General features: G+C 70.8%; 23 protein-coding genes. 12 read left to right on the top strand and 11 right to left on the bottom strand.

Features of this window, described 5'->3' with window-relative positions; all coding sequences use genetic code 11:
• The first annotated feature begins 41 nt into the window (after positions 1-41).
• The 4 genes from AB0C75_RS02235 (at position 42) to AB0C75_RS02220 (ending at position 4,764) form a co-directional block, all read left to right on the top strand.
• Positions 42-917 (top strand): NTP transferase domain-containing protein, encoded by an 876-nt coding sequence (locus AB0C75_RS02235; RefSeq protein WP_362886209.1) that lies wholly within the window; start codon positions 42-44, stop codon positions 915-917.
• A complete protein-coding gene (locus tag AB0C75_RS02230) occupies positions 914-2,575 on the top strand; it encodes a molybdopterin molybdotransferase MoeA (RefSeq protein ID WP_362886207.1) in 1,662 nt (553 codons plus the stop codon). Before AB0C75_RS02235 ends, AB0C75_RS02230 begins: the two co-directional genes overlap by 4 nt.
• A complete protein-coding gene (locus AB0C75_RS02225) occupies positions 2,533-3,675 on the top strand; it encodes a potassium channel family protein (RefSeq protein WP_362886205.1) in 1,143 nt (380 codons plus the stop codon). The genes AB0C75_RS02230 and AB0C75_RS02225 overlap by 43 nt, the downstream gene beginning before the upstream one ends.
• A 102-nt stretch (positions 3,676-3,777) precedes the next feature.
• On the top strand, positions 3,778-4,764 hold the full coding sequence (locus tag AB0C75_RS02220; RefSeq protein WP_362886203.1) for an NAD(P)H-quinone oxidoreductase: 987 nt from the start codon (positions 3,778-3,780) through the stop codon (positions 4,762-4,764).
• Positions 4,765-4,932: 168 nt separating this feature from the next.
• Here the strand turns inward: AB0C75_RS02220 and AB0C75_RS02215 are convergent, their stop codons facing one another.
• The 6 genes from AB0C75_RS02215 to AB0C75_RS02190 form a co-directional block, all read right to left on the bottom strand.
• Positions 4,933-5,481 (bottom strand): bacterial proteasome activator family protein, encoded by a 549-nt coding sequence (locus AB0C75_RS02215; RefSeq protein WP_362886201.1) that lies wholly within the window; start codon positions 5,479-5,481, stop codon positions 4,933-4,935.
• A 120-nt stretch (positions 5,482-5,601) separates the two neighbouring features.
• Complete coding sequence (locus AB0C75_RS02210; protein ID WP_362886199.1) at positions 5,602-8,463, bottom strand: FtsX-like permease family protein; 2,862 nt, start codon at positions 8,461-8,463, stop codon at positions 5,602-5,604.
• Entirely contained in the window at positions 8,460-9,224 is a 765-nt protein-coding gene (locus AB0C75_RS02205; RefSeq protein ID WP_362886197.1) for an ABC transporter ATP-binding protein, read from the bottom strand. Before AB0C75_RS02205 ends, AB0C75_RS02210 begins: the two co-directional genes overlap by 4 nt.
• A gap of 85 nt (positions 9,225-9,309) precedes the next feature.
• Positions 9,310-9,945, bottom strand: a complete 636-nt coding sequence (locus AB0C75_RS02200; protein WP_362886195.1) for a PadR family transcriptional regulator — start codon at positions 9,943-9,945, stop codon at positions 9,310-9,312.
• A gap of 108 nt (positions 9,946-10,053) precedes the next feature.
• The gene (locus tag AB0C75_RS02195; RefSeq protein WP_362886193.1) at positions 10,054-10,515 is read right to left on the bottom strand and encodes a hypothetical protein; all 462 of its coding nucleotides are present in this window, start codon (positions 10,513-10,515) and stop codon (positions 10,054-10,056) included.
• Positions 10,516-10,674: 159 nt separating this feature from the next.
• On the bottom strand, positions 10,675-12,297 hold the full coding sequence (locus tag AB0C75_RS02190) for a protein kinase (RefSeq protein ID WP_362886191.1): 1,623 nt from the start codon (positions 12,295-12,297) through the stop codon (positions 10,675-10,677).
• Positions 12,298-12,592: 295 nt separating this feature from the next.
• On the opposite strand from AB0C75_RS02190, the gene AB0C75_RS02185 reads away from it, so the two are divergent.
• Positions 12,593-14,170: a protein kinase gene (locus AB0C75_RS02185; RefSeq protein ID WP_362886189.1), complete on the top strand. Its 1,578-nt coding sequence runs from the start codon at positions 12,593-12,595 to the stop codon at positions 14,168-14,170.
• A gap of 109 nt (positions 14,171-14,279) precedes the next feature.
• On the opposite strand, the gene AB0C75_RS02180 is transcribed toward AB0C75_RS02185, so the two are convergent.
• The 3 genes from AB0C75_RS02180 to AB0C75_RS02170 all read right to left on the bottom strand — a co-directional run bounded on the left by AB0C75_RS02180 (position 14,280) and on the right by AB0C75_RS02170 (position 16,632).
• Entirely contained in the window at positions 14,280-15,335 is a 1,056-nt protein-coding gene (locus AB0C75_RS02180) for a phosphotransferase (RefSeq protein WP_362886187.1), read from the bottom strand.
• 25 nt (positions 15,336-15,360) lie between these two features.
• Positions 15,361-15,891, bottom strand: a complete 531-nt coding sequence (locus tag AB0C75_RS02175) for a pyridoxamine 5'-phosphate oxidase family protein (RefSeq protein WP_362886185.1) — start codon at positions 15,889-15,891, stop codon at positions 15,361-15,363.
• Positions 15,892-15,972: 81 nt separating this feature from the next.
• Positions 15,973-16,632, bottom strand: a complete 660-nt coding sequence (locus AB0C75_RS02170; protein WP_362886183.1) for a response regulator transcription factor — start codon at positions 16,630-16,632, stop codon at positions 15,973-15,975.
• Positions 16,633-16,978: 346 nt separating this feature from the next.
• On the opposite strand from AB0C75_RS02170, the gene pdhA reads away from it, so the two are divergent.
• The 4 genes from pdhA to AB0C75_RS02150 all read left to right on the top strand — a co-directional run bounded on the left by pdhA (position 16,979) and on the right by AB0C75_RS02150 (position 21,446).
• A complete protein-coding gene (gene pdhA / locus AB0C75_RS02165; protein ID WP_362886181.1) occupies positions 16,979-18,139 on the top strand; it encodes a pyruvate dehydrogenase (acetyl-transferring) E1 component subunit alpha in 1,161 nt (386 codons plus the stop codon).
• 2 nt (positions 18,140-18,141) lie between these two features.
• Positions 18,142-19,122, top strand: a complete 981-nt coding sequence (locus AB0C75_RS02160; RefSeq protein WP_362886179.1) for an alpha-ketoacid dehydrogenase subunit beta — start codon at positions 18,142-18,144, stop codon at positions 19,120-19,122.
• A gap of 10 nt (positions 19,123-19,132) precedes the next feature.
• On the top strand, positions 19,133-20,530 hold the full coding sequence (locus tag AB0C75_RS02155; protein WP_362886177.1) for a dihydrolipoamide acetyltransferase family protein: 1,398 nt from the start codon (positions 19,133-19,135) through the stop codon (positions 20,528-20,530).
• A 241-nt stretch (positions 20,531-20,771) separates the two neighbouring features.
• A complete protein-coding gene (locus AB0C75_RS02150; RefSeq protein ID WP_362886175.1) occupies positions 20,772-21,446 on the top strand; it encodes a DUF4232 domain-containing protein in 675 nt (224 codons plus the stop codon).
• Positions 21,447-21,518: 72 nt separating this feature from the next.
• Here the strand turns inward: AB0C75_RS02150 and AB0C75_RS02145 are convergent, their stop codons facing one another.
• Entirely contained in the window at positions 21,519-22,418 is a 900-nt protein-coding gene (locus tag AB0C75_RS02145; RefSeq protein ID WP_362886174.1) for a D-alanyl-D-alanine carboxypeptidase, read from the bottom strand.
• A gap of 195 nt (positions 22,419-22,613) precedes the next feature.
• Between AB0C75_RS02145 and AB0C75_RS02140 the strand changes: the two genes are divergently transcribed.
• Positions 22,614-23,300, top strand: a complete 687-nt coding sequence (locus AB0C75_RS02140; protein ID WP_362886173.1) for a GntR family transcriptional regulator — start codon at positions 22,614-22,616, stop codon at positions 23,298-23,300.
• Entirely contained in the window at positions 23,297-24,604 is a 1,308-nt protein-coding gene (locus AB0C75_RS02135) for an MFS transporter (RefSeq protein ID WP_362886171.1), read from the top strand. Before AB0C75_RS02140 ends, AB0C75_RS02135 begins: the two co-directional genes overlap by 4 nt.
• Before the next feature lie 81 nt (positions 24,605-24,685).
• Here the strand turns inward: AB0C75_RS02135 and AB0C75_RS02130 are convergent, their stop codons facing one another.
• Positions 24,686-25,510: a maleylpyruvate isomerase family mycothiol-dependent enzyme gene (locus tag AB0C75_RS02130; protein ID WP_362886169.1), complete on the bottom strand. Its 825-nt coding sequence runs from the start codon at positions 25,508-25,510 to the stop codon at positions 24,686-24,688.
• A gap of 208 nt (positions 25,511-25,718) precedes the next feature.
• Between AB0C75_RS02130 and AB0C75_RS02125 the strand changes: the two genes are divergently transcribed.
• Positions 25,719-26,516 carry a carbon-nitrogen family hydrolase gene (locus AB0C75_RS02125; protein WP_362886167.1) on the top strand — a complete coding sequence of 266 codons (798 nt, stop codon included), beginning with the start codon at positions 25,719-25,721 and terminating at the stop codon, positions 26,514-26,516.
• The last annotated feature ends 85 nt before the right edge of the window (positions 26,517-26,601 follow it).

Here is a 26,601-nt window from a genome sequence, read left to right as displayed (position 1 = left end):
CGGGGGGCCGCCGGGCGCGGGCGGCCCGCATACTCGGGGGCATGACCGCGTACGACGCCATCGTCCTCGCCGGAGGCGCTGCGAAGCGCCTCGGAGGGGCCGACAAACCAGGGCTCCATGTGGGCGGCCGTGCCCTCCTCGACCGGGTGCTGGCCGTCTGTGCCGACGCGGGGTCCACCGTGGTGGTGGGCGGGCGCAGGCCCACCGTGCGCCCCGTTACCTGGACACGTGAAGTGCCCCAGGGCGGCGGCCCCTTGGCGGCCCTGGGCGCTGGTGTGCGGCACACGGACGCGGAGAGAGTTCTGGTGCTCTCCGCGGATCTGCCGTTCCTGGGGGAGTCGACGGTCCGCTCGCTGCTGGCCGCCGCGGAGCCGGACATCCATGAGGGCGCCCTGTGCACCGACGAGGACGGCCGGGACCAGCCGCTGGTCGCGGTCTACCGGACCGAGCCGCTGCGCCGTGAGCTCGGCCTTCTCGCCACCGAACACGGGGGCCTCGCCGGCCTCCCCCTGCGGTTGCTGACCACCGAACTGGATCTGGCCCGGGTCCAGGCGGGCCCGCTGGCCTCTTTCGACTGCGACACCTGGGAAGACATTGCCGCTGCCCGGGCGCGGATCAGGGAGCATGGGACCGTGCTGGACGAATGGATCACCGCAGTCAAGAACGAACTGGGCATCGAGCTCGACGTCGACACCGGCGTCCTGCTGGACCTCGCCCGCGATGCCGCGCACGGCGTGGCCCGGCCCGCCGCGCCGCTGACCACCTTCCTGGTGGGGTACGCGGCGGCGATGGCGAGCAGCGGCAAGAGCCCGGAGGCCGCGGCTGACGCGGTGGCCGAGGCCTCCCGCAAGGCCGTCGCCCTCGCGCTCCGGTGGGAGGAGGAGACGGCGGCGGGAAGCGGGTCCGGCACGCCATGACCGCCCACGGAGGTGACGCGGGAGGGTCCGGTGCACGGGCGGCCGCTGCCCAGGCATCCGGCGCGCGGACGGCCACGGAGCGCGCGGCCGCTGAACGGGCGGCCGTGGAGCGCGCGGCCGCGGAGGAACGGGCCGTCGAGCAGGCACTGGCTCTCGTCGGCGCCCGGCCCCCGGGGCGGCCGGACTCGGGCTCCCCGGGCGCGGGCCCGCCCAGAGCCTCAGGCCTGCCGGGCACGGGCGCATCCGGCGGCGTCTTCAGGGACCCGGACACCTCCAGGGACATGGGCGCCGCCAGGGACCCCGGCTTCTCCGACGACTCCGGCTCCTCAAACGACTCCGGCTTCCTCATCGCCCCCGGCTCCTCCAGCGCCCCTGGCTCCTCCAGCCGTCAGGCTCCGCAGTCGGCCCACGGGTCCTCGCCCTCCTCCCCCCACGCCCACCGGTCCACGGCCACCGCCTGGGCCGGGGCGCGTGCACTGGCGGAGCGCCTCGGGCGCGGCGCCCCCCTGGCAGTCCACCGCCTCCCCCTGGACCGGGCTCTCGGCCATGTCCTGGCCGAAGCCGTGGTCGCACTCACCGATCTGCCGTCGTTCGACACCTCGGCCATGGATGGCTGGGCCGTCGCCGGGCCGGGCCCCTGGACCGTACGCGGAGGAGAAGGGCTGCTCGCCGGGCGTGCGTCCACGGAGCCGCTCCCCGACGGGCACGCCCTGCGGATCGCCACAGGCGCACGGCTGCCGGCCGACGCCACCGCTGTGATCCGCAGCGAGCACGCGCACTGCGACGAGGCGAAGGGGCTGCTGCACGCCACCCGCGACGTCCTGCAGGGCCAGGACATCCGGCCCCGGGGTCAGGAATGCAGGTCCGGCGATGAACTCCTGCCCGTGGCCACCGTCGTGACCCCGCCCGTCCTCGGGCTGGCGGCTGCCGCAGGGTACGACGCGCTCGTCGTCATGCCGAGGCCCCGCGTGGACGTCTTCGTCCTCGGCGATGAACTCCTCACGGCGGGGCTTCCACGCGACGGGCTGATCCGGGACGCGCTGGGTCCCATGCTCGCTCCCTGGCTGCGTTCTCTGGGCGCGGAAGTCGCCGAGCCCAGGAGGCTCGGCGATGACGCCGACGCTCTCCGCCAGGCCATCGTCTCCTCCGATGCCGATCTGATCCTCACCACGGGCGGTACGGCCTCAGGACCGGTGGACCACGTCCACCGCGTCCTCGCGGGGATCGGGGCCGAGCTGCTGATCGACGGGGTGGCCGTGCGTCCGGGCCACCCGATGCTTCTTGCGCAACTCGCGGGGGGCGGCCCCTGCCTGATCGGCCTGCCCGGAAACCCCCTCGCCGCGGTGTCCGGACTGCTGACGCTGGCCGAGCCCCTGCTCCGGGGAATCGCCGGCCGGCATGCTCAGGACCGCTACAGCGCGCCCGTACGCGAAGAGGTGCACGGGCACCCGCAGGACACCCGGCTGATTCCCGTCGTCCATCGCGACGAGAACGTCGTACCCCTGCACTACAACGGCCCGGCCATGCTCCGTGGCATCGCCGCCGCGGACGGGCTGGCCGTGGTCCCGCCCGGCGGGGTGAAGTCCGGCACCGAGGTCGAGATCCTCGATCTGCCGTGGGCTTCGGCAGCGCCGTGGACAGAAGGGTGTTTCACGTGAAACTTCCCGGCCATGATGCGATGGCCCGGCGGGCGGACGAACATGTGGTCCCGACCCGGGTCCTTCTGCCCCGGCGGGAGGTCGACCGACCGCTCCTCCAGGTGGCCAAGCGGCTGGCCATGGCTCTCACGGTGCTGGCCATCACGGTCTTCATCGTCTGGGCCGACCGGGACGGCTACCACGACAACGCGGACAGCAAGGTCGACTTCCTCGACGCCGTCTACTACGCGACGGTGACCCTGTCGACGACCGGTTACGGCGACATCGTCCCGTACAGCGACCCGGCTCGGCTGGTCAACGTGCTGCTGGTGACCCCGCTGCGCGTGCTCTTCCTGATCATCCTGGTCGGCACCACTCTCGAGGTCCTGACGGAGCGGACCCGGGAGGACTTCCGGCTGAATCGTTGGAGAACCAACTTGCGTGAACACACCGTGGTCGTCGGCTTCGGAACGAAGGGCCGCTCGGCCATCCAGACCCTCTGTGCCACCGGTCTGAAGAAGGAACAGATCGTGATCGTCGACCCTGCGGGCAAGGTGATCGAAGCAGCCAACGCCGAAGGGTTCGTGGGCGTACTGGGCGATGCGACGCGCAGCGATGTGCTGCTGCGGGCCGAGGTCCAGAAGGCGCGTCAGATCATCATCGCGACCCAGCGCGACGACACCGCCGTCCTGGTCGCCCTGACCGCCCGCCAGCTCAACCGGGGCGCGAAGATCGTGGCCGCTGTGCGCGAGGAGGAGAACGCGCCGCTGCTGCGGCAGTCCGGCGCCGACGCCGTGATCACCAGCGCGAGCGCGGCAGGCCGTCTGCTCGGACTCTCCGTCCTCAGCCCCACCGCGGGCACGGTGATGGAGGACCTCATCCAGCAGGGCAGCGGGCTGGATCTCATCGAACGGCCGGTGATAAAGGCCGAGGTGGGCAAGAGCGTCCGGGAGACGGACGACCTGGTGGTCACCGTTCTGCGGGGTCACCGGCTGCTGGGTTACGACGATCCGGCGGCCAGCCCCCTGCAGTTGACGGACCGGGTGATCACGATCGTGCGTGCCTCGCCGCCCCGTACACCGCCGACAGGCCATCCGCAGCAGCCCAACCAACGACCCTGAGGGCCCCCGGCAGGGGCCGGACCGGAGTCGAAGTCAGGGGCCGGGCGCGGCGCAGGCACGTCCGCCCCGGCCCGGGACTCTGCACGGAGTAGCCTCGCGGCCATGTATGCGATCACGATCCCCGAACCCGGCGGCCCCGAAGCGCTCGTATGGGCCGAGGTGCCCGATCCCGTACCAGGCGAGGGCGAAGTCCTCGTCGAGGTCGTGTCCAGCGCGGTCAACCGGGCCGACGTCCTGCAGCGGCAGGGCTTCTACAACCCCCCGGCCGGCGCCTCCGCCTACCCCGGCCTGGAGTGCGCGGGCCGCATCGCGGCGCTCGGCCCGGGAGTGACCGGATGGTCCGTGGGCGACGAGGTGTGCGGGTTGCTCGCGGGGGGCGGATACGCGGAGAAGGTGGCTGTGCCGACCGGACAGCTGCTGCCCGTGCCCGACGGCGTGGACCTGGCCGAGGCGGCGGCGCTGCCCGAGGTGGCCGCGACGGTCTGGTCGAACGTCTTCATGGTGGCCCACCTGCGCCCCGGTGAGACCCTCCTGGTCCACGGCGGGTCCAGCGGTATCGGCACGATGGCGATCCAGCTCGCCAAGGCCGTCGGCGCGCGCGTCGCTGTGACGGCGGGAGGGCCCGAGAAGCTGGCGCGCTGCCAGGAGCTCGGCGCCGACATCCTCATCGACTACCGCGAGCAGGACTTCGTCGAGGAGCTGCGGCAGGCGACGGACGGTGCGGGAGCGGATGTGATCCTCGACATCGTCGGGGCGAAGTATCTGGACCGGAACGTGCGGGCCCTGGCGGTGAACGGCCGTCTCGCCATCATCGGTCTCCAGGGCGGTGCCAAGGGCGAGCTGAACCTGAGCGCCCTGCTGAGCAAGCGGGCCGCCGTCACGGCGACGTCCCTGCGCGCGCGGCCCCTCGCGGAGAAGGCCGCGATCATCGCGGCGGTACGTGAGCATGTGTGGCCGCTGCTCGCCGACGGCGTCGTACGGCCGGTCGTGGACCGCACGATGCCGATGTCGGACGCGGCGGAGGCCCACCGGCTGATGGAGTCCAGCAGCCACATCGGCAAGATCCTCCTGGCCGCGCCGAAGGCCTGACGCGAGCAGGCCTTCCTGACACGCGCAGCACGGCCTTCCTGGCCCGAGCAGGCCTTCCTGACACGCGCGCGAGCGGTACCGAAACCCGCACGGGGCCCGGCACACACCATGTGTGCCGGGCCCCGTCGGTGCGTACCGCGGTCGTGCGGACTCAGGCCACGAACCGTCCTAGAGGTACGGGCCGGAGCGAGCCGGACCGTGCGGATCGATGCCGCCTTCCTCCTCCTCGTGGCCGGCGCCCGGAGGAAGGGCGCGGCGCATCTGCTCCAGCTGGGTACGGGCCGCCATCTGCTGGGCGAACAGTGCCGTCTGGATGCCATGGAAGAGGCCCTCGAGCCAGCCGACCAGCTGGGCCTGCGCGATCCGCAGCTCGGCCTCGGACGGCACGGACTCCTCGGTGAACGGCAGCGACAGCCGCTCCAGCTCCTCGACGAGCTCCGGCGCGAGACCGTCCTCGAGCTCCTTCACCGAGCTCGCGTGGATCTCCTTCAGCCTGACCCGGCTCGCCTCGTCGAGAGGAGCAGCCCTGACCTCCTCCAGCAGCTGCTTGATCATGCTGCCGACGCGCATGACCTTCGCGGGCTGCTCGACCATGTCCGTGACCGGGATCTCGCGGGACTCGTCGTCACCGCTGCCTCCGCCGATAGCCATTCCGTCCTGCCCCACCACGAGGACTTGGGGGTGCTCCTGCGACCGTTCATTCCTCGGCATTTCCATGCTGCCATTGTCGCCCACACCTGCCCCGCGACGCGGTGGTGCCCCCGAAAAGTGAAGATCCACTCTCTCGGGGGCACCGGATCGCCGCCTCACGTCACGGGGACGGTTCCCCGAGGACGATCACCCCGCGCGCCGCGCCAGGGCGGTGCGTGACCCGGCGAACGCGGCGGCCAGCAGCCCTGCCAGCACCGGCACGACCACGGCCAGCAGCCCGACGGTCTCCCACGGCATCACGATGGGTGTGTACGCCGAGTCCATGGGCTGCTCACGCATCGCCTCCATCGCCTCCCGCAGATCGACCAGACGCAGGGCCACCGCGGGCACGATGCCCGCGACCGTGCCGAGCAGCACGCCCGTGAGCGCGACGACCACGCACTGGAATCCGGAGAGTGAACGCCGCACGCCGGGCGGCGCCCCCACCGCGCTGAGTGTGGTGAGGTCGGCCTCCGCGTCCGCCTTGGCAAGACCGGTGGTGATGGCGGCCGCGCCCAGGGTGACCACACCCGCGAACAGGGCGAGGATCAGCAGGATCACATCCTCGTCGCCGCTCTCCACCGGGCTTTCCGCCTGGAGGTAGATCCCGCTCCCGGCCTGGGTGAAGGCGGCCGACACCGCCTGCTCCTCGGCGTCCGTCGGCGGATGCGCGACGGTGTAGACCGTGCCGTACGCCGCGCTGTGCAGGCCGAGCCGGTCCGCGGTGTCCTGCGGAAGGATCATCCGGATCCCGGGGGTGGCGGCGTACCTGTCGGGCGCGACATAGACGTCCAGCCGGTCCGTGGTGGCCTTGGCCTTGCCCGGGTGGAGCTTGCGGTTCTTCTTGTCGCGCTCGTTGTACGTGTGCACGGCCTTGAGCGTGACCTGGTCGTTCTGCGCGTACGCAGAGTTGAGCAGCACGGGAGTCCCGGCAGCCAGGGCTTTGGCCGCCGCCGGGTCGTCGAGCTTCACGTACGACCTGAGCAGTGCGGCGTCCCCTACGACGATGTGACTGTCACCCGTGTAGAGCGCGCCCGCCGTGAGGTACTCGTCGACGCACGCGGGGGAGCTCATGAGCTTCTTGTGCGCGTCGGCGGAGAGGCTCGCGGCGAGCTTCTTGGCGCCCGGCCCCTGAAGGGGGCAGTCATGGCCCTTGCCGGTGGGCTTGACCAGTTCGAGGGTGCCGCAGCCGTTCTCCTCCTCGTAGTAGACCGAGCAGTCGGAGCCGGCCCAGGTCCGCCCGATGTCGGCGCGGCCGCCGCTGACGGCCAGATTCCGCTCTGCGGCTGCCCGTGCCAGGGGGAGCTGGTCGACGCTGGTCGCCTCGTCGGCCACGAGCGCCACGGTGCCCGGGGTGAGGGGGCGCATATGGTCGTAGTCATGCTCCGCCAGGACGCTGGAGGTGTACGTGGCGATGGCGACGGTCCCCGCTACGGCCGCCATGACGGCGGCGACCGCCGGGGCCGTACGGCCCCGGTTGCGCGCGGCGTCACGCAGAGCCATGCGCGGGGAGAGCGGCAGCCGGGCGCCGAGCCGCCCGAGGAGGCCGACGATCACCGGGATGCAGGCGAGCAGCCCGAGCTCGGCGACCACGGAGCCGCCGGAGACGAACTGGGTGTTCCCGGTCGTGCCGCCGTAGACGGCGACCGCCACGCCGAGCGCGAGCGCCACGCTGCCCACGACGGGGAGGAGGCGGGAGCTCCGGCGTGTTCCGCGGCGGCCGGTGAGCGATTCGAGCACCGACTGCCTGCCGGCCACGATCGCCGGCGCCAGGGCCGCCAGAACGCCGGTGACGAGGCCGATGACGGCGATGGCCAGGAGTTCCCAGGGGCGGATGTCGAGCGCGCCGAAGCGGCTTCCGGTCCAGCCCTCGATCATCGGACGGAACACCACGGTGAGACCGATCCCGGCGGCGACACCGGCCACGGCTCCGATCCCGCCGAGCACCAGGCCTCCGGACAGCACGACGGCGCGTACGTGGCTGCGGCTGCCGCCACAGGTGCCGACCAGGCCGAGCTGCCGGCGTGAGCGCCGGGCGCCGACGGCGAACGCGGGGCCCGCCAGCAGGACGATCTCCAGGACCGCCATGGCGACGAGGGTCGCCACCGCGGCGCTCAGCTCGGACGAGCTTTCACCGAGGGGGATGTCCTGGTACGCGAGCAGCGGGACATCGGAGGCCGGGGGCGGATCGAGAGCGACCTGGCGGGACAGCACCAGGACGCCCTTCTTGTTCGCCGTGAGCACGTCCGACCAGGGGATACCGGCACCGGCGGGCCCCTGGACGAGCCAGGTCATGTCGCCGGGATACGGAGGGACGATCTTCTTGTCCTGGCCCGCCGCCGCCTTCCACGGGGCGATCACGGCACCCGGGTCGGCGTACAGCGCACTCTTGCCCAGCTCGCCCGGCAGCTCGACGCTGCCGGTGATCGTGTACGTCTGCTCGGGGCCGCGCAGCGTCGTGCGGGAGCCGACACCGAGTCCGGCGGACTTCAGGAAGTGCTCGGTCGCGACGATCTCCCCCTCGCCGTCCGGGTACGCCCCGTCGACCAGGTCGAGCCGGCCTCTGACCGCCGGATCCGAGGTGCGCAGCTCCACGATCTCGGTGTTGGCGACACCGTGCCGGGTGCTGACGACGGCGGGTACGGACTGTTCGGTGAGGTACCGCGAACCCTTGGGGAACGAGCCCGGCACATCGACGGGGGCGCGCTGGTCCTCGGCCGGGACCTCTGCCTCGTCGTCAGGGGTGCTCCAGATGTCGGAGTCGGGCATCTGCTCGATGGGGACGGGGCCGATGCCGGCCGAGCTGTACACGGCGTCCGCGGACCCCATCTCGGCCGTCAGATCCTCGGCGACGGTGGGCGTGGAACTGCGGTACGTCACATCGGCGGCCGTGACACCGAGGACCGGCAGGGCGATCATCGCGACGACGAGTGCGCTGCGGCCCTTGGACCGCAGAGCGTCGCGCCGGGCGATCCGGAGGGCGGCGCGCCACCCGGTGAAGACGCTCACTCGGCACCTTCCGAGGCGAGCAGGGATTCGGCTCCGGTCGCCAGCGTCTGGTCCACTATCGACCCGTCCCGCAGGAAGACCACCCGGTCCGCCCAGGCCGCGTACCTGGGCTCGTGCGTCACCATCACTCCGGCAGCGCCCTCGTCGCAGCGGTTGCGGAGCAGGGCGAGCACCGTCTCGCCGGTCTCCGAGTCGAGCGCCCCGGTGGGCTCGTCGGCGAGCACGAGGCGGCGGTCACCCACGAGGGCGCGGGCGATGGCGACGCGCTGCTGCTGGCCGCCGGACATCTCGTCCGGGAAGCGGTCGGCGACCTCCGTGAGGCCCATCTCCTCCAGGGAGGCCATGGCCTCCTTGCGGGCCTTGCGTACGGGCACGCCGTCCAGTTCGCGCGGCAGGGCGATGTTCTCCGCCGCGGTGAGGGCCGGGATCAGGTTGTAGTCCTGGAAGACGTAGCCGACGCTACGGCGCCGCAGGCGGGCGACGCCCTTGCGGCCGAGCGCGGAGATGTCCTGGCCCTCGATGACGACCTGGCCGCTGCTCGCGGTGTCGAGGCCTCCCGCCAGGGTCAGGAGCGTGGACTTGCCGGAGCCGGAGGGGCCCATCACGGCGACGAGTTCACCGGTGTGGACCGAGAGATTGATGCCGCGCAGGGCGTGCACCTCGGCGACACCGGAGCCATGGGTCCGGGTCAGGGCCCTCAGTTCGAGGACGGGTGCGTCCACGGAGAGGCCGACGGGCGGGGCGGGGACGGACGTGGACATGGTGAGCTGTTCCCCCTGAGAACGGTACGGATCTGAAGCTGGTGCGGACACGGAAAGCGGTCGGTGGCCCGACGCGGGCCGGCGGTCAGCGGCCCGCGGACGGCCGGGAGGCCGCGGGGCGTGTGGTCCCACGGCTCGTGGACGTGGCGGTGCGGGCGGCGGTGCGGGCGGCGGGCTCGGTCGCGGCGGCCGAGGCCAGGCGCACCAGGCGGGACTCGCAGTGGTCGAGCCAGCGGGCCTCCGCCTCGGCCTGGAAGATCAGCTGCTCCACCACAAGCAGCCAGGCGACCTCGTCGCGGTCGGCCGGTACGTCGGCGAGTGCCTGGGCCTTGAGCCGGGTGTAGTCCTGCATCGCCTTCAGCGTGTGGCTCCGCTGGGACTGGATGACGGCGCGGATGTCGACTCCGGGCGCCCCGACCGCCATCGCGAGCTTGATCGCCAGCTCGTCGCGGGGCGGACTGCTGCGGTCGACAGGGGTCTCGAACCAGCTCCTCAGCTCGGCGCGCCCGTCCTCGGTGATCGAGTAGAGCGCGTGACCCGCGTCGTCCTCGCCGTCCTGGGCGACCATGCCGTCGCGTTCCAGACGGCTGAGCGTCGTGTAGACCTGCCCGACGTTCAGCGGCCAGGTGGAGCCGGTGCGGGACTCGAATTCGGTGCGGAGCTGGGAGCCGTACCGAGGCCCCCGCTCCAGGAGGGCCAGCAGCCCGTGACGAATCGACATACTGAGTATGTATACCCAGTATGCTGCTCGACGCAAGCCTCCCCGGCCCGGGGCGGAGGTTCAGTGGGGAGGTACGGGCGGGGACCTCGACGGCCTGTCGGGCCGGGGTCAGTTCGCCCGGCGCATGCGGAGCGCCAGAAAGGCCAGACCCAGCCCGACCAGGGCGATTCCGCTGCCCAGTGACACGTCCCGCACCTGCTTCAGGCCGGGTGCGTCCACCGCCTGACGTTGCCGCGCCGTCTCGCCGGGATCGGGGAACGCCTCGGGCGGCGGCGTGAACGCCGGCACCTTCGCGGGGTCGGGGTCGGGCGGCACCTCGTCAGCCGCCGCCTTCGAGTGCCCGGCCTCCAGGGGGGAGAGCGACCGTCCAGGCCGCGCCCGGCCCTCCCCCGCCTGCCGCCCGGCCAGGGGTGAATCCTCGGCGGAAGGGCTCGTGTTGGGGTGAGAGGTGGATGCGGCGGCTCCGTCGTCCGCGTGCGCCAGGACCGGGGGGCCGAGCGCCACCCCGACCGCCATCACCAGACAGGCGACGCACCGTGACGACCGTGAAGCCGGGAGTCCTGGAGGCATGAGATCAGCGTCACATGACCGGAGACCTCCGGCATCCCGAGCGCGTCCGGAAGGAGCACCTCAACCGGTCGGGCGGCCAGTCGGTCAGGCGGTCGCACGATCAGGCGGTCCAGCCGGTCAGGCGGTCCAGCCGATCAGGTGGTCCGGTCGGTCAGCCGATCAGGCCGGGTCACCCGTCGAGATACGCAGCTCGAAGTGCGCGCCCTGCTCGGCCACGGCTGAGCCCACGGTCGGGAACTGGTCGACGATCTGGTCCTCGGCGTAGGTGTTGCCCTCCACCTCGATGACCTTGACGGTCCAGCCGGCCGCGGCGGCACAGGACTTCGCCGAGATGATGTCCTTGTAGACGAAGTTCGGTGCCTGGACCTTCGCCGGGTCGTTGGTGTCCTCGGTGGCGTCGGTGCACTTCGTGGTCTCCATCGTCCGGTTCCGCTCCGGCGCCTTGTGCTCGCCGGCGGCTTCGCTGGAGCCCGGGTCGCCGTCCTTGCCGTCCGCCGGGTCGTCGCCCTTCATGTTGAGGAAGACCAGCAGGCCGCCGATCGCGACCAGGGCGACCACGACCGACCCCACGACGACCGGCATGTTGCGCCGGGACCCGCCGCCACCGGAGCCCGCTACCGTCTGCGGGGACATGGCGTACGGCGGCGGGGTCTGGTGCGCCAGGTGCGCCTGCGTCCCGTAGGGCTGGGCGGCCTGCGGGTAGCCGTAACCAGGCGTGGGGGTGGGGGCCGGGGTCGGTGCGCCGTAGGGACCCGGCTGGGGGTGCGGCTGGTACGGCGTCTGCACGCTGTGCGGCGCCGGAGTGCTCTGGTCGACGGGCGGGAAGACCGCCGAGCCCACGCCCGAGCCGCTGTTGCCCGCAGGGGCGCCGCCGCCGATGATCACCGGGGCGCCTGCGGGGCCGCTCGCGCTCAGCACGCGGGTGATCTCGTCCTGCATCGCCGCGGCGCTGGGGAAGCGCTCGTTCGGGTTCTTCTTCAGCGCCCGGGCGACGAGGGCGTCCATCGCGGGGGTGATCGACCGGTTGACGCTCGAAGGGGCGCCCGGCTCCTCCTGCACATGCGCGTACGCGATGGCGAGCGCGGAGTCCGCGTCGAACGGAATGCGGCCCGTGAGCAGCTGGAAGAGCATGATGCCGACCGAGTACAGGTCGGAGCGCGCGTCGACCCCGCGGCCGAGCGCCTGCTCGGGGGAGAGGTACTGCGGGGTGCCGACGACCATGCCGGTCTGGGTCATGGAGGTGACGCCCGACTGCATGGCACGGGCGATGCCGAAGTCCATGACCTTGACGACGCCGCGCTTGGTCATCATGACGTTGCCGGGCTTGATGTCGCGGTGGACCAGGCCCATCTCGTGGCTGGTCTCCAGGGCGGCCAGTACATCGGCCGTCACCTTGAGCGCCTTCTCGGCCGGCATCGCGCCGTACTGCTGGATGTCCGCCTGGAGCACGGAGCCGAGCGGCTGCCCCTCGACGTACTCCATGACGATGTACGGCATCAGGGCGCCGCCGAGCTCGTCCTCACCCGTGTCGAACACCGAGACGATGTTGGTGTGCTGAAGCTTGGCGACGGCCTGCGCCTCACGCCGGAACCGCTCGCGGAAGGACTGCTCGCGCCCCAGCTCGGTGTGCAGCGTCTTGATGGCGACCTGTCGGTCGAGGGCCGTGTCATAGGCGAGATAGACGGACGCCATGCCGCCCTCGCCGAGCAGGTCACGCAGTTGATAGCGGCCACCGGCCACAGAACCGCCCGCGTAACGTCCCTGTGCGCCGTCGTGGCTCATGACTTGCCATCCCCCTCGGCGCCCGACGGACGCGATCATCCCTATGACGGGCCAAGTCTGCCCGAGGGGTACGACACGTCAAGCCGGGTGCCCGTTCCGTGACCCTACGCACAGGAAGCGTCTCGGAAGCGTTACAGGACGCGCATGGAATTTGCGTGGACGGCGCGCGAGCCGATTGGATGGCCGGTCACTCTGTGGACCGGCGTGTCGGACAGAGGCTGTAGCGTGACGTGGCAATGCAGCAAGGCACCGTGAGCACCCGCGGACGCGCGGACAGATACGACGGCGAGGACTGATGGCACCCGATTCCGAAGCAAACGGCGGCGGAGTCTCGGATGGCACCGACTCCTGGGGTGTCGGCGGTGTGGTCGGGGACGGCCGTTACCGCATGACCCACCGGCTCGGTCGCGGTGGCATGGCCGAGGTGTACGCCGCGGAGGACGTCCGCCTCGGGCGCACGGTGGCGGTGAAGCTGCTCCGTTCCGATCTTGCCGAGGACCCGGTCTCCAAGGCCCGTTTCACGCGTGAGGCACAGTCGGTCGCCGGGCTCAACCACCATGCGATCGTCGCCGTGTACGACTCGGGCGAGGACGTCGTGGGCGGGGCGACCGTGCCGTACATCGTGATGGAGCTCGTCGAGGGCAACACCATCCGCGATCTGCTGCTGGAGGCGGAGGCCCCGCCGCCGGAGCAGGCGCTGATCATCGTCTCGGGCGTCCTCGAGGCCCTGGCGTACTCCCACCAGCACGGCATCGTGCACCGCGACATCAAGCCGGCGAACGTGATCATCACGCACTCCGGCGCGGTCAAGGTGATGGACTTCGGCATCGCCCGTGCGCTGCACGGCGCCCAGTCGACGATGACCCAGACCGGCATGGTCATGGGCACGCCCCAGTACCTCTCCCCCGAGCAGGCGCTCGGCAAGGCCGTCGATCACCGCTCCGACCTCTACGCCACCGGCTGCCTCCTCTACGAACTCCTCGCCCTGCGGCCCCCGTTCACCGGCGAGACCCCGCTTTCCGTCGTCTACCAGCACGTCCAGGACATGCCGGTGCCACCCTCCCAGACCGGGGAGGTCCCGCCGGAGCTGGACGGGCTCGTGATGCGCTCCCTCGCGAAGGACCCGGACGACCGGTTCCAGAGTGCCGAGGAGATGCGCGGACTCGTCCAGTACAGCCTGCAGATGCTGCAGGTCCAGGGCGGGCACACGGGCACCTGGAACACCGGCCCGGTCGACGCGCAGGACCGTGGCCACACGGCGGCGATGAACATGGGCGGCACCGCGGCCATGGGGCATCCCGTCCACGGGACCACCTCGCAGGGCCCGATCCTGCCGCCCATGAACCCCGACGACGGGGCGTACGCGGGCGGCGGCCGGCGCGGTGGCGGCGGTCGCGGCAAGATGCTGCTGTTCGTCCTGCTCGCGCTGATCGCGATCGGTGCGGGCGTCGCGTTCGCCCTCCAGGCGGCGAAGGGCGACGGTGACAAGGTGAAGACCCCGACCACGCCCTCCACCTCGGTCTCCCCCTCCCCGACCACGCCCTCACCGGAGCCGTCGGACGAGGAGACGGAGGAGACCGAGGATCCGGGCAACTCGTCGGGTGGTCAGACGTGGCCCACCGAGGAGTCGACGTGGACCCCGCCGGCCGAGCCGACCCGGCCGACCCAGGAACCGACGGTGACACCCACCGAGTCCGACCCGGGCACGGCCGAGGGCGGCGGCACCGAGGACGGCGGGACCGGTGACAACGGTGGTGCCACCGAAGGCGGCACCGACGACGGCGGCGCGGGCGGCGACGACGAGGGGAACACGACGGACGGGACCGTGGCCGGCAGCGTGGAGGGCGCCGCAGCGGCGGGCACCAGCGGGTGACCGCCGGCACGACGTGACGGCGGGCCCCACCGGGCCTTTGACCCAGGCCGTGACGGCGGGCCGCCTCCCCGGGCCGTGACGGCGGGTCTACCCCGTGATGCCGCGGGCCTCACCCCGTGAAGGCCTCGCTGACCGCCTCGTACTCGCGCGTCCACCACACCGCCAGGGCCGACACCGCAGGGAACTGTGGGTCGGCCCTGCGGTCGTTCAGGCGGTAGCGCCAGCGCAGTATCCAGAAGTCGTTGAGGCGCTCCCACCACACCCGGTGCACCGCAGCCGCCAGCTCGGCCGCCCCGGCGCCCGCCGAGCGCCGGTAGGCGCGGGCGTACGCCCGCACCTTCTCCAGCGCCAGCTCGCCGTCCGGCCGTACGAAGAAGATCGCCGCAGCCCGTACGGCCTCCTCGGCGCGCGGCTGCACGCCGAGCCGGTCCCAGTCCACGATCGCGACGGGGTCGGCTCCGCGGTAGAGCAGATTCAGCGGGTGGAAGTCGCCGTGCACCCATCCGCCGGCGGAGTTTTCGGGGGTGGGCGGGCGGCGGTGCGCGTGCTGCTCCAGCAGGGCACGGCGCTCGACGAGCCGGTGCACGGCCAGCTCGTCGAACGCGTCCCGATGCCCCATCCGCCGCGCGGCCGTCAGCAACTCGTCGATCAGCGTGAACGTGTCGGCGGGATCGGGGCTCTGTCCCCCTGCCGGAGGTGGCGGGTCCGCCTCCATGACCTGCTCCAGGCCCATGTGCACGGCTCCGAGCAGCGCCCCGAGCCGGCGCGACTGGGCGGTCGTCAGCTGCGCACCGTCCCGGTGGAGGCCGTCCACCCACCGGTGCAGCGCGTAGCGCCGACCGCCGATCACCGTGACCGTGTCACCCTGTGTGTCCGCGAGGGGCGGGGCCACCGGGACACCGAGGGAGTGCAGCTGCTGGGTCGCACGGTGCTGCCGGACGATCGTGGCGTGATCTCCACTGGAGTCGTCGAGGTGGTGCTTGTCCAGGTGGTGCTTGAGGAAGTACGAGCCGCGGGTGGTGGACACGCGGTATCCGTGGTTGAGCAGGCCCTTGCCGATGGGTTCGCACGTGAGGGGTTCACCGGCGTCCGGGTAGCGGCGCAGGACCTCGCCGACCGGAGGGACAGGCGGGTGGGTCACATATGAGCGCAGCACGTGCCACATGTTAGGTGACACTGAGTGGCTGGTTTTACGGACTTGCGTCGTAGGTCAGAGTGTGCATATGGGTGAGGTGCGGATCGAGCCGCAGATACACCGGATCGAAGCGTTCGCCGTTCACGTCGGCGGGGCCCGCCCCGAAGCGTTCACGCTGGTCGGAGCCCGGATGCACGATCTCGGCCGGGCCGGTGAACTGCACCGACCAGAGCTCCTCCGCACCGCCGGACGCAGGGGAGTTGAAGTTGTCCGCCCCGTAGGCGATGACGCTCCCGTCGCAGGACTCGTGGAAGCCGAGCCCCCTGTGCATCCGCAGGACGACGCGACCCTCGATCACCAGGTGCCGGGCCATCGCCAGAAAGGGCAGTGCGCGCATGCTCATGGCCAGCCTGCCGTAGCGGACACTGCTGAGCAGCTCGATGGCCCGGGGCTTGTCCGCGGCGGAGGAGGCCGACGAGGCGGACGGGTGGGAGGGGCCGGTCGGGCCGGAGCCGGTCGCGCGGGACGTGCCGGTCGGGGCACAGGAGCCGACGGTTCCGGTGTCGGAGGGGCGGGAGGAAAGCATGTCCCCACTCTCCGCCACAGGTAGGAGGCGTGTAAGAGTCCGCGGCCCCCGGCGGTCAGGACCAAAGTCCCTGACCGCCCCTCAGCGCTTTTCGGCCTGGCGCCTCGCCACGTACGCCGCCGCCTGGGAACGCCGCTCCATACCCAGCTTGGAGAGCAGGCTGGAGACGTAGTTCTTGATGGTCTTCTCCGCGAGGTGCAGCCGCTCACCGATCACCCGGTTGGTCAGCCCCTCGCCGATCAGGTCGAGGATCCTGCGCTCCTGGTCGGTCAGCCCGGCGAGACGGTCGTCGCCCTTGCCGTCCTTGCCCTCGCGCAGCCGTTCGAGGACGCGGGCGGTGGCCGCCGGGTCCAGGAGGGACTTTCCGGCCGCCACATCGCGTACGGCGCTGAGCAGCTCGTTGCCCCGGATGGCCTTGAGCACGTATCCCGAGGCGCCTGCCATGATCGCGTCGAAGAGTGCCTCGTCATCGGCGTACGAGGTGAGCATCAGGCATTTGATGTCCTCGTTCTTCGAGCGGACCTCGCGGCAGACCTCCACCCCGCTGCCATCCGGCAGCCGTACGTCCAGGACGGCGACGTCGGGCCGGGTCGCCGGGATCCGTGCGAGCGCGTCCGCGGCCGTGCCCGCTTCGCCGACGACCTCGATGTCCTCCTCGGAGGACAGCAGCTCATGAACTCCGCGCCGGACGACTTCGTGATCGTCGAGCAGGAATACCGTGATTTTTCCTTCTTCGCGCACATTCGAAGTCTCACACACTCCTTTGTCGTCCGCCCTTCCCTGAGGCTGTCCACCGGGATAACGTGCCGTTGTTCCGGCTGCCTGCCAGGCTGTTATCAACGCTGTGACCAGCGGGAGTTCGCGATTTTCGGGATTTACTTGGAAATCCAAGCAAAATCGCAGGTCACAAGGTGTTTCGCAGTTATGCGACGCACTGGGTAACGTGCTTATGACAGGACGCTCGCCGGGGCACCTGTCACGCCTGTTCCCGGCCGAGTAGCACCCACCCCGTGCACGGGTCCGGACACAGGCGAGCCGCACTGGTTCCCGGCCATCCCGGGGGCCGGACCGACGGAGGAGCACGCACGTGACCGTGGAGAGCACTGCCGCGCGTAAACCGCGACGCAGCAGCAAGCGGACCAGCGCCGCGAAGACGACCGCGAAGACGCCGGAGGGTTCAGACCCTCAGCTGGTCCAGCTGCTGACGCCCGAGGGTGAGCGCGTCGAGCATCCGGACTTCGAGATCGACCTGAGTGCGGACGAGCTCCGCGGCCTCTACCGGGACATGGTCCTGACACGCCGCTTCGACGCCGAGGCCACCGCTCTGCAGCGCCAGGGCGAGCTGGGCCTGTGGGCCTCGCTGCTGGGCCAGGAGGCCGCGCAGATCGGCTCCGGCCGGGCACTGCGCGACGACGACTACGTCTTCCCGACCTACCGGGAGCACGGCGTCGCCTGGTGCCGGGGCGTGGACCCGACCAATCTGCTCGGGATGTTCCGCGGCGTGAACCACGGCGGCTGGGACCCGAACACCAACAACTTCCACCTGTACACGATCGTCATCGGCTCGCAGACCCTGCACGCCACCGGCTACGCCATGGGTGTCGCCAAGGACGGCGCGGACTCGGCGGTCATCGCGTACTTCGGTGACGGCGCGTCCAGCCAGGGCGACGTGGCGGAGTCCTTCACCTTCTCCGCCGTCTACAACGCCCCCGTCGTGTTCTTCTGCCAGAACAACCAGTGGGCGATCTCCGAGCCGACCGAGAAGCAGACGCGAGTACCGCTCTACCAGCGCGCGCAAGGCTTCGGTTTCCCTGGGGTCAGGGTCGACGGCAACGACGTCCTCGCCTGTCTGGCCGTCACCAAATCGGCGCTGGAGCGGGCCAGGAGGGGCGAGGGGCCCACCCTCGTCGAGGCGTTCACCTACCGGATGGGTGCCCACACCACCTCCGACGACCCGACCAAGTACCGGGCGGACGAGGAGCGTGCGGCATGGGAGGCGAAGGACCCGCTCCTGCGCCTGCGCACCTACCTGGAGAAGCAGGACCTCGCCGACGCGGCGTACTTCACCGCGCTGGACGAGGAGAGCGAGATCCTCGGCAAGCGGGTACGCGAAGCGGTACGGGCCATGCCCGACCCGGAGCGGCTGGCCATCTTCGACCACGCCTACGCCGACGGCAGCCCGCTCGTCGACGAGGAGCGTGCCCAGTTCGCCGCCTACCAGGCATCGTTCGCCGAGGAGGGCAACTAGCCATGGCCGCCCAGAAACTGTCCCTCGCCAAGGCGCTCAACGAGTCGCTGCGCAAGGCCCTGGAGACCGACCCCAAGATCCTGATCATGGGTGAGGACGTCGGCAAGCTCGGCGGGGTCTTCCGCATCACGGACGGGCTCCAGAAGGACTTCGGCGAGGACCGTGTCATCGACACCCCGCTCGCCGAGTCCGGCATCGTCGGTACGGCGATCGGCCTGGCCCTGCGCGGCTACCGCCCGATCGTCGAGATCCAGTTCGACGGCTTCGTCTTCCCCGCGTACGACCAGATCGTCACGCAGCTCGCCAAGATGCACGCCCGCGCGCTCGGCAAGATCAAGATGCCGATCGTCATCCGTATCCCGTACGGCGGCGGCATCGGCGCCGTCGAGCACCACAGCGAGTCGCCCGAAGCGCTGTTCGCGCATGTGGCGGGACTGAAGGTCGTCTCGCCGTCCAACGCGAGCGACGGCTACTGGATGATGCAGCAGGCCGTCCAGAGCGACGATCCGATCATCTTCTTCGAGCCCAAGCGGCGTTACTGGGACAAGGGGGAGCTCGACACCGAGTCCATCCCCGGCCCGCTCCACAAGGCCGCCGTGGCCCGTGAGGGCTCGGACCTCACGCTCGTCGCGTACGGCCCGATGGTGAAGGTCTGCCTGGAGGCGGCCGCCGCGGCGCAGGAGGAGGGCAAGTCGATCGAGGTCCTGGACCTCCGGTCGATGTCCCCGATCGACTTCGACGCCGTACAGACCTCGGTCGAGAAGACCGGCCGGCTCGTGGTGGTCCACGAGGCCCCGGTGTTCTACGGCTCGGGTGCGGAGATCGCGGCGCGGATCACCGAGCGCTGCTTCTACCATCTCGAGGCGCCGGTGCTGCGGGTCGGCGGTTACCACGTCCCCTACCCGCCGGCCCGGCTGGAGGACGAGTACCTGCCAGGGCTCGACCGGGTTCTCGATGCCGTCGACCGCTCGCTGGCGTACTGAGGAGAGGGTCGTGACGACGATGACCGAAACGTCTGCTCGTTTGCGCGAGTTCAAGATGCCCGACGTGGGCGAAGGACTGACCGAGGCGGAGATCCTCAAGTGGTTCGTCCAGCCCGGCGACACCGTCACCGACGGCCAGGTGGTGTGCGAGGTCGAGACGGCCAAGGCCGCCGTGGAGCTGCCGATCCCGTTCGACGGGGTGGTGCACGAGCTGCGCTTCCCCGAGGGCTCGACCGTCGACGTCGGCGAGGTGATCATCGCGGTGGACGTGGCGCCGGGGAGCGGTGAAGCCCCGGCAGCGCAGGACACGGCCGCGGAAGCCGCACCGGAGGCAGAGGCCGAAGCCGAGGTGCCCCAGGGCCGTCAGCCGGTGCTCGTCGGCTACGGCGTGGCCGAGAGCTCCACGAAGCGCCGTGCCCGCAAGGGTGCCGAGGTCCCGGGCCCGGCCGCCGCCGCGGCCCAGGCCGAGCTCAACGGCCACCGGGCGAAGGCGGAGAGCCGTCCGCTCGCCAAGCCGCCGGTGCGCAAGCTGGCGAAGGACCTGGGGATCGACCTCGCCACGGTCACGCCGACCGGTGAGGGCGGGATCATCACCCGCGAGGACATCCACGCGGCCGCCGCGCCCGAGGCCCCCGCCGAAGCCCCCGCACGGGCGGACGAGGCGGACCTGGTCCCCGTCCCCGTGGCGGCGCCGGTGGACGGGGCGGGCCGGGAGACCCGCATCCCGGTCAAGGGCGTACGCAAGGCCATCGCGCAGGCCATGGTCGGCAGCGCCTTCACCGCGCCGCACGTCACGGAGTTCGTGACCGTCGACGTGACGCGCACGATGAAGCTGGTCGCCGAGCTCAAGGAGGACAAGGACATGGCGGGGGTGCGGGTCAACCCGCTCCTGATCATCGCCAAGGCCCTCCTGGTCGCGATCAAGCGGAACCCGGGGATCAACGCCGCCTGGGACGAGGCCAACCAGGAGATCGTGCAGAAGCACTACGTCAACCTGGGTATCGCGGCCGCCACCCCGCGCGGCCTGATCGTGCCGAACATCAAGGACGCGCACGACAGGACGCTGCCGCAGCTGGGCGAGGCGCTGGGCGAGCTGGTCACCACCGCACGGGAGGGGAAGACGTCCCCCGCCGCGATGGCCGGCGGCACGGTGACCATCACCAACGTCGGCGTCTTCGGCGTCGACACCGGTACGCCGATCCTGAATCCGGGTGAGTCCGCGATCCTCGCGGTCGGGGCCATCAAGCTCCAGCCGTGGGTCCACAAGGGCAAGGTGAAGCCCCGCCAGGTGACCACGCTGGCGCTCTCGTTCGACCACAGGCTGGTCGACGGTGAGCTCGGTTCCAAGGTGCTCGCGGACATCGCGGCGGTCCTTGAGCAGCCGAAGCGTCTGATCACCTGGGCGTAGGTGTGTGCGATGGGCCCGCGTGAAGGCTGCGCGGGCCCATCGGCATGTCCGGGGGCCCGGAGAAGGAAGGGCCGGTCCCGCGCTTGTGTAACAGCCATGCATTGGGCGTAACAGCCATGCATTAGGCGGTGGCCAGGTGGAACGGCTGAGCGCTCCGGACCGCTCCTGTTGATCAGATGCGTTCGCTCGTACCGATCCGATCCGAGCGGCCGGCACTGTCAACCGATGTGAGGAAGAAACGATGCGCGCTCGCAAGATCACCTTCGCTGCCCTGGTCGTTGCTGCGGGTCTGTCGCTCACCGCCTGCCAGGAGGACGACGGCCCCCTGGGACAGCCCGACCAGTCGTCCGCGTCGGCGTCCGCCGAGTCCACCTCCGGCGGAGGGTCGGACTCGGGCGGTTCGGACCAGGACGGCGGGAAGGGCTCCGCCGCTCCCGATGAGGTGTCGACTTCCGGCGGGACCGGGGGCGGTTCGGACGCCAAGGCCGGGCAGTGCACCACCGACGAGCTGGAGGTCACGGCAGTCAACACCTTCATCGACGGCGACCCCGATGGCAGCATCGCGGTGGCGCTGAAGAACGGCGGCGGCTCCGACTGTGTGATCTCCGGGTTCGCGGGTGTCGACCTGAAGACCAACGCGGGGACGATCTCCGCCACGCGTAAGGGCAAGGCCGACGCCCCGTACACCCTCAAGAACGGCAAGGAGATCGACTTCTACGTCAGCTACCCGCTCAACAAGACGGGCGGTTCCGGCGTCAGCATCACGGGTCTTGTGGTGACCCCGCCGAACCAGACGAAGTCGGTCACCCTCGACTGGCCGGGCGAGAGCTCGCTGCCCGCGGGGGACGGCGGCAACGGTGACCAGGTGCTGGTCGGCCCGGTCGGCAGCGCCGGCCAGGGCGGGAGCGGCAACTGATCCGCGTTGCCGGACACGGAGGAGGGGCCCCGCACGCCGTACGGGGCCCCTCCTCCGTCACGTCGGACCGGGCTACTTCTTGAAGGCGTAGTCCAGGAGCTTCTTCGCGTCCGAGGTGCGGTTCGCCGCCGAGGAGGAGGTCAGGACCGTGCCGATGACCGTCCTGCCCTTACGGGTCGCGGCGAAGACCAGGCAGTACTTGGCCGAGGGGCCCGAGCCTGTCTTCACGCCGATCGCGCCGCTGTAACCGCCCAGCAGCGGGTTGGTGTTCGACCACGACATGTAGCGGTAGCCGCCGGACTTGGTCGTGACCTTCTGCTTCGTCGACTTCGTCTTCACGACCGTGCGGAACGTGGAGTTCTTCATCGCGCTCGCGGCGATCTTCGTCAGGTCGCGCGGCGTGGAGTAGTTCGATCCGCTGCCGATGCCGTCGAACGAGTCGAAGTGGGTGTTCTTCAGGCCGAGGCTCTTCGCGGAGGCGTTCATCTTGCCGATGAAGGACTTCACCCGGGCCGCACGCGTGGAGCCTGAGCCGAACTTGTCGGCCAGCGCGTACGCGGCGTCGCAGCCCGAGGGCAGCATCAGGCCGTACAGGAGCTGGCGGACCGTGACCTTGTCGCCGACGATCAGCCGGGCCGACGAGGCGGTGTTCTTGACGATGTAGTCGCTGTACGCCTTCTGGATCTTGACCTTGGAATCAAGGTTCAGATTCTTCTGTGCCAGCACCACCTTGGCGGTCATGACCTTCGTCGTGGAGCCGGTGGAGCGACGGGTGTCCGCGGCCTTGCCGTAGAGCGTCTTCGCTGTCCCGCTGTCCATCACGAAACCGCCCTTGGCGGTGATCTTGGGCTTCGGCGGTGCCGCTGCCCGGGCCGTGGAGGCGAACGCGCCGCCCGCGAGTACCGCCCCTGCGGTCAGGGTGACCGTGGCCGCGACGGAGGCGCGGCGGATACCCGTGATGCCATGTTTCAACGTAAGTGCTCCAAATATCCCTGAAGAGGGCGCCGCACGGAAGCGCCGCCCTGGTCATGAGACTCATGAGGGTCCCGAAGGGCTGTACACCCGTAAGAGTGACAGTGTGCTGCGGGAGCGCCCGTGGAGGGGTGGCCGGGTCCGGATCGCGGACAGGGAAAGCGGACGTACGCATCTTGTATCTATGCTGTGTGCATGCCCGCCTCACCCACCGCATCGCCCCTGGCCCGCAAGACGGCCGCTCCCAAGCCGCCACCCGCGGCCGAGCGCGTCTACACCCACATCAAGGAGGCGGTCCTCGACCGCCGTTACGAGGGCGGCACGCTCCTCACCGAAGGCGACCTGGCCGAGGCCGTCGGCGTATCCCGCACCCCGGTGCGCGAAGCGCTGCTCCGCCTGGAGGTCGAAGGGCTGATCAAGCTCTACCCGAAGAAGGGCGCGCTGGTGCTCGCGGTCTCCGCGCAGGAGATCTCCGACGTGGTGGAGACCCGGCTGCTCGTGGAGGAGTTCGCCGCGCGCAAGGCCGTGCCCGCGCCGCAGCAGCTCATCGCCAGGCTCGAACAGCTCCTGGAGGAGCAGCGGGAGCTCGCCGAGGCGGGCGATCTGGCCGCGGTCTCCGTCAAGGACCGCTGCTTCCACGCCGAGATCGTGAAGAACGCGGGCAACGAGATCCTCTCCCGTCTCTACGACCAGCTCCGTGACCGGCAGTTGCGGATGGGTGTCGCCGTGATGGAGGCGCATCCCGGCCGGATCGCCGCCAACATCACCGAGCACGGTGAGCTGCTGGAGGCCATCAGGTCCGGCGACGCCGACGGTGCGGCGCAGGTCGTACGCCGCCATGTCGGCCGGGTCAGGGTGCTGGTCCGGGGGGACGACCGATGACCTCCGCGGCTCCCACCCTCTCCCTGCCGGGGGACCCGCCCGGGGGCCGGCGTGCCGTGTGGGTCTGGGGCATCGGCGTCGCCGTCTACTTCGTCGCCATCATCTTCCGTACGAGCCTGGGCGTCGCCGGAATCGACGCCGCCGACCGGTTCCATGTCAACGCCTCCGCGCTGTCGACGTTCTCCATCCTCCAGCTGCTCGTCTACGCCGGCATGCAGATACCCGTCGGCCTCCTGGTCGACCGGCTCGGCACCAAGAAGGTCCTCACCATCGGGGTGGTGCTCTTCACGCTGGGGCAGCTGAGCTTCGCGCTCTCGCCCTCGTACGGCATGGCGCTCGCCTCCCGCGCGCTGCTCGGCTGCGGCGACGCGATGACGTTCATCAGTGTGCTGCGGCTCGGTGCCCGCTGGTTCCCGGCCCGCCGCGGACCGGTGGTCGGGCAGGTGGCCGGGCTGTTCGGGATGGCGGGCAACCTCGTCTCGACCCTCGTCATCGCCCGCGCGCTGCACGGCTACGGCTGGACCGCGACCTTCGTCGGCAGCTCGCTGGCGGGCGTGGTGGTGCTCGTCCCGCTGCTGCTGTTCCTCAAGGACCACCCCGAGGGACACGAGCCGCCGCCCGCCGAGCACGCCGGAGCGGCGTACGTACGGAAGCAGATCGCCGCCGCCTGGCGGGAGCCGGGCACGCGCCTCGGTATGTGGGTGCACTTCACCACGCAGTTCCCCGGCATGGTCTTCCTGCTGCTGTGGGGCATGCCGTTCCTTGTCGAGGCGCAGGGACTGAGCAGGGGCACCGCGGGTGAACTGCTCACCCTGGTGGTGCTCTCCAACATGGTGGTGGGGCTCGTCTACGGGCAGGTCATCGCCCGCCATCACGCCGCCCGCGCCCCGCTGGCGCTGGGCACGGTCGCGATGACGGCGCTGCTCTGGGGGACCACGATCTTCTACCCGGGGGACCACGCGCCGATGTGGCTGCTGATCACCCTGTGCGTGGTGCTCGGTGCCTGCGGCCCGGCCTCGATGATCGGCTTCGACTTCGGCCGGCCGGCCAATCCGCCGGAACGCCAGGGCACCGCTGCCGGCATCGTCAACATGGGTGGCTTCATCGCCTCGATGACGACCCTGTTCGCGGTCGGTGTCCTGCTGGACGCGACGGGCGACAACTTCCGCATCGCGTTCGCCTCGGTCTTCGTCCTGGAGGCGCTCGGAGTCGTACAGATCCTGCGGCTGTACGCCGGCGCGACGCACAGGGAACGCGACCACCACGTCATCAGCCGGGTCGAAGCCGTGCACGTGCCCGCCTGACGGCGCCCCGGCGGCGCGCCCGTGCCGATACCTGTCGGCGGACCGGTCCCCGCCGACGGACGGGCGCCGCCGGGCCGGGGGCTACGGGGTCACGGCGAAGTGGCGCAGGATCTCGGCCGCCAGGTCCTGGTCGCCCTCGGCCTTGATCCGGTCCTCCACGGCCTGCGCCCTGACCCGGCCGCAGGCCAGCCGGTAGTACGTCTCCCAGTCCATCGCCAGGGTCACCACGGGGCCGAGCGAAGGTGCACCGTCGACCGAACCGCGGCCCTCGCCGTCGACCCTGACGGTGCGCAGGAACTCCAGCGGACCGTGCACATCGAAGACCACGGCCGAATCGTGCGGTGCCCCCGCGTCCTTGGCGACCACCTTCGCCAGTCCGGCCAGCAGCGTGTCCCGGACGACCACGGCGCCCGGGGAATCCAGATTGCCGGGCTGCCCCAGCGTCGTACGCAGATCCTGCTCGTGCACCCAGACGTCGAAGGCCCGCATGCGCAGGGACAGTTCCAGCGTCTGCTCGGCGCCGAGGGGCGCCCGCACCATGGTCTCGGGGTCACGTGACTCGTTGCGCAGCTGACGCATGCGCCGGATGAGCGTGTACTCCAGCTCCGCGGTCATCTCCGGTGCGGTGTGGTGGCGCCGTACGTCGACCTGCATCTCCGTGTAGCGCTGGTGGTCGTTCCGCACGTGGTACAGATCGCGCGGCAGCGTGTGGATCGGACGGGGGTCACCGAGCTGCTCGCACTCCATGCCGATGATGTGCGAGACGATGTCGCGCACCGACCAGCCCGGGCAGGGTGTCCGGCGATTCCACTCCCCCTCTGCGAGCGGCTTGACCAGCTCGGCTATCGACTCGATGGACTGGGTCCAGGCATCGGCATAGGTCTGGAGGCTGGGATGGACGGTCACGGGACCCCTCGTGCGGTTCTGCGGTGCATGGGCTGGCGAGCAGGGAAGTGCCTGACGTGATGGCCGGCACCGACGGTGCTGTCTGCGGACTGCGGGCTGCGTGGGAGGCTCGCCCGCTAAGTTACGCTGCGAGCAGGCACCCCGGCAGTGCTTTCGTGTGACGATCGTAGGCCCGCGTTGACGGCTCCCATGCCAGGACGGTGGTAGTGTGCTCGCCTCCCTCATCCAGATCGCAGTAAACCCGGATGAATCGGTCAATTCTCGTAGAGAGCGCGCGGCTTCACTGGTCGTGGGACAACGGGAAGCGGATCTGGTCGTCCTCCCCGAGCTCTGGCCGGTCGGTGCCTTCGCGCATGACGCGTTCGCCGATGAGGCCGAGCCCCTGCAAGGCCCCACGCACGACACCATGGCGAAGGCCGCGGCCGAGGCGGGCGTCTGGCTGCACGCAGGGTCCTTCGTGGAGCGCGCCGAGGACGGCACCCTCTACAACACCTCGCTGGTGTTCTCCCCCGAGGGTGAGCGAGCCGCCTCGTACCGCAAGATCCACCGCTTCGGCTTCGACAAGGGCGAGGCCGTGTTGATGGGGGCCGGTGAGGAGCTGGTCACCGTCGCTCTGCCGGAGACCACGCTCGGCCTCGCGACCTGCTACGACCTGCGCTTCCCCGAGCTGTTCCGGGGGCTTGTCGACGCGGGGGCCGAGACCCTGGTCGTCCCGGCCGGCTGGCCGGAGCGCCGCCGCTCGCACTGGACGCTGCTCGCCCAGGCCCGCGCGGTCGAGAACCAGGCGTATGTCCTGGCCGTCGGGTCGTCGGGTACTCACGCGGGGATCGAGCAGGCCGGTCACAGCATCGTCGTCGACCCCTGGGGCGAGGTGCTCGCCGAGGCCGGGGCCGACGAGGAGGTGCTCACCGTGGAGTTCGATCCGGCGAAGGCCACGACCACCCGGGAGCAGTTCCCGGCGCTCAAGGACCGCCGGCTGGGTCTCGCGCCGAGGCGTCTGGGCTGACCCGCGCGCAACGGATCAGGGCGGTGGGGCCGGGTGTCGGGTTAAAGAGGCCCCCCCCCGGTGAAATAAGGATGTCGGTGTGTAA

The sequence above is a fragment of the Streptomyces sp. NPDC048565 genome, assembly GCF_040650935.1.
GTDB lineage: Bacteria > Actinomycetota > Actinomycetes > Streptomycetales > Streptomycetaceae > Streptomyces.
This window is presented reverse-complemented; position numbering and strand designations above follow the sequence as displayed.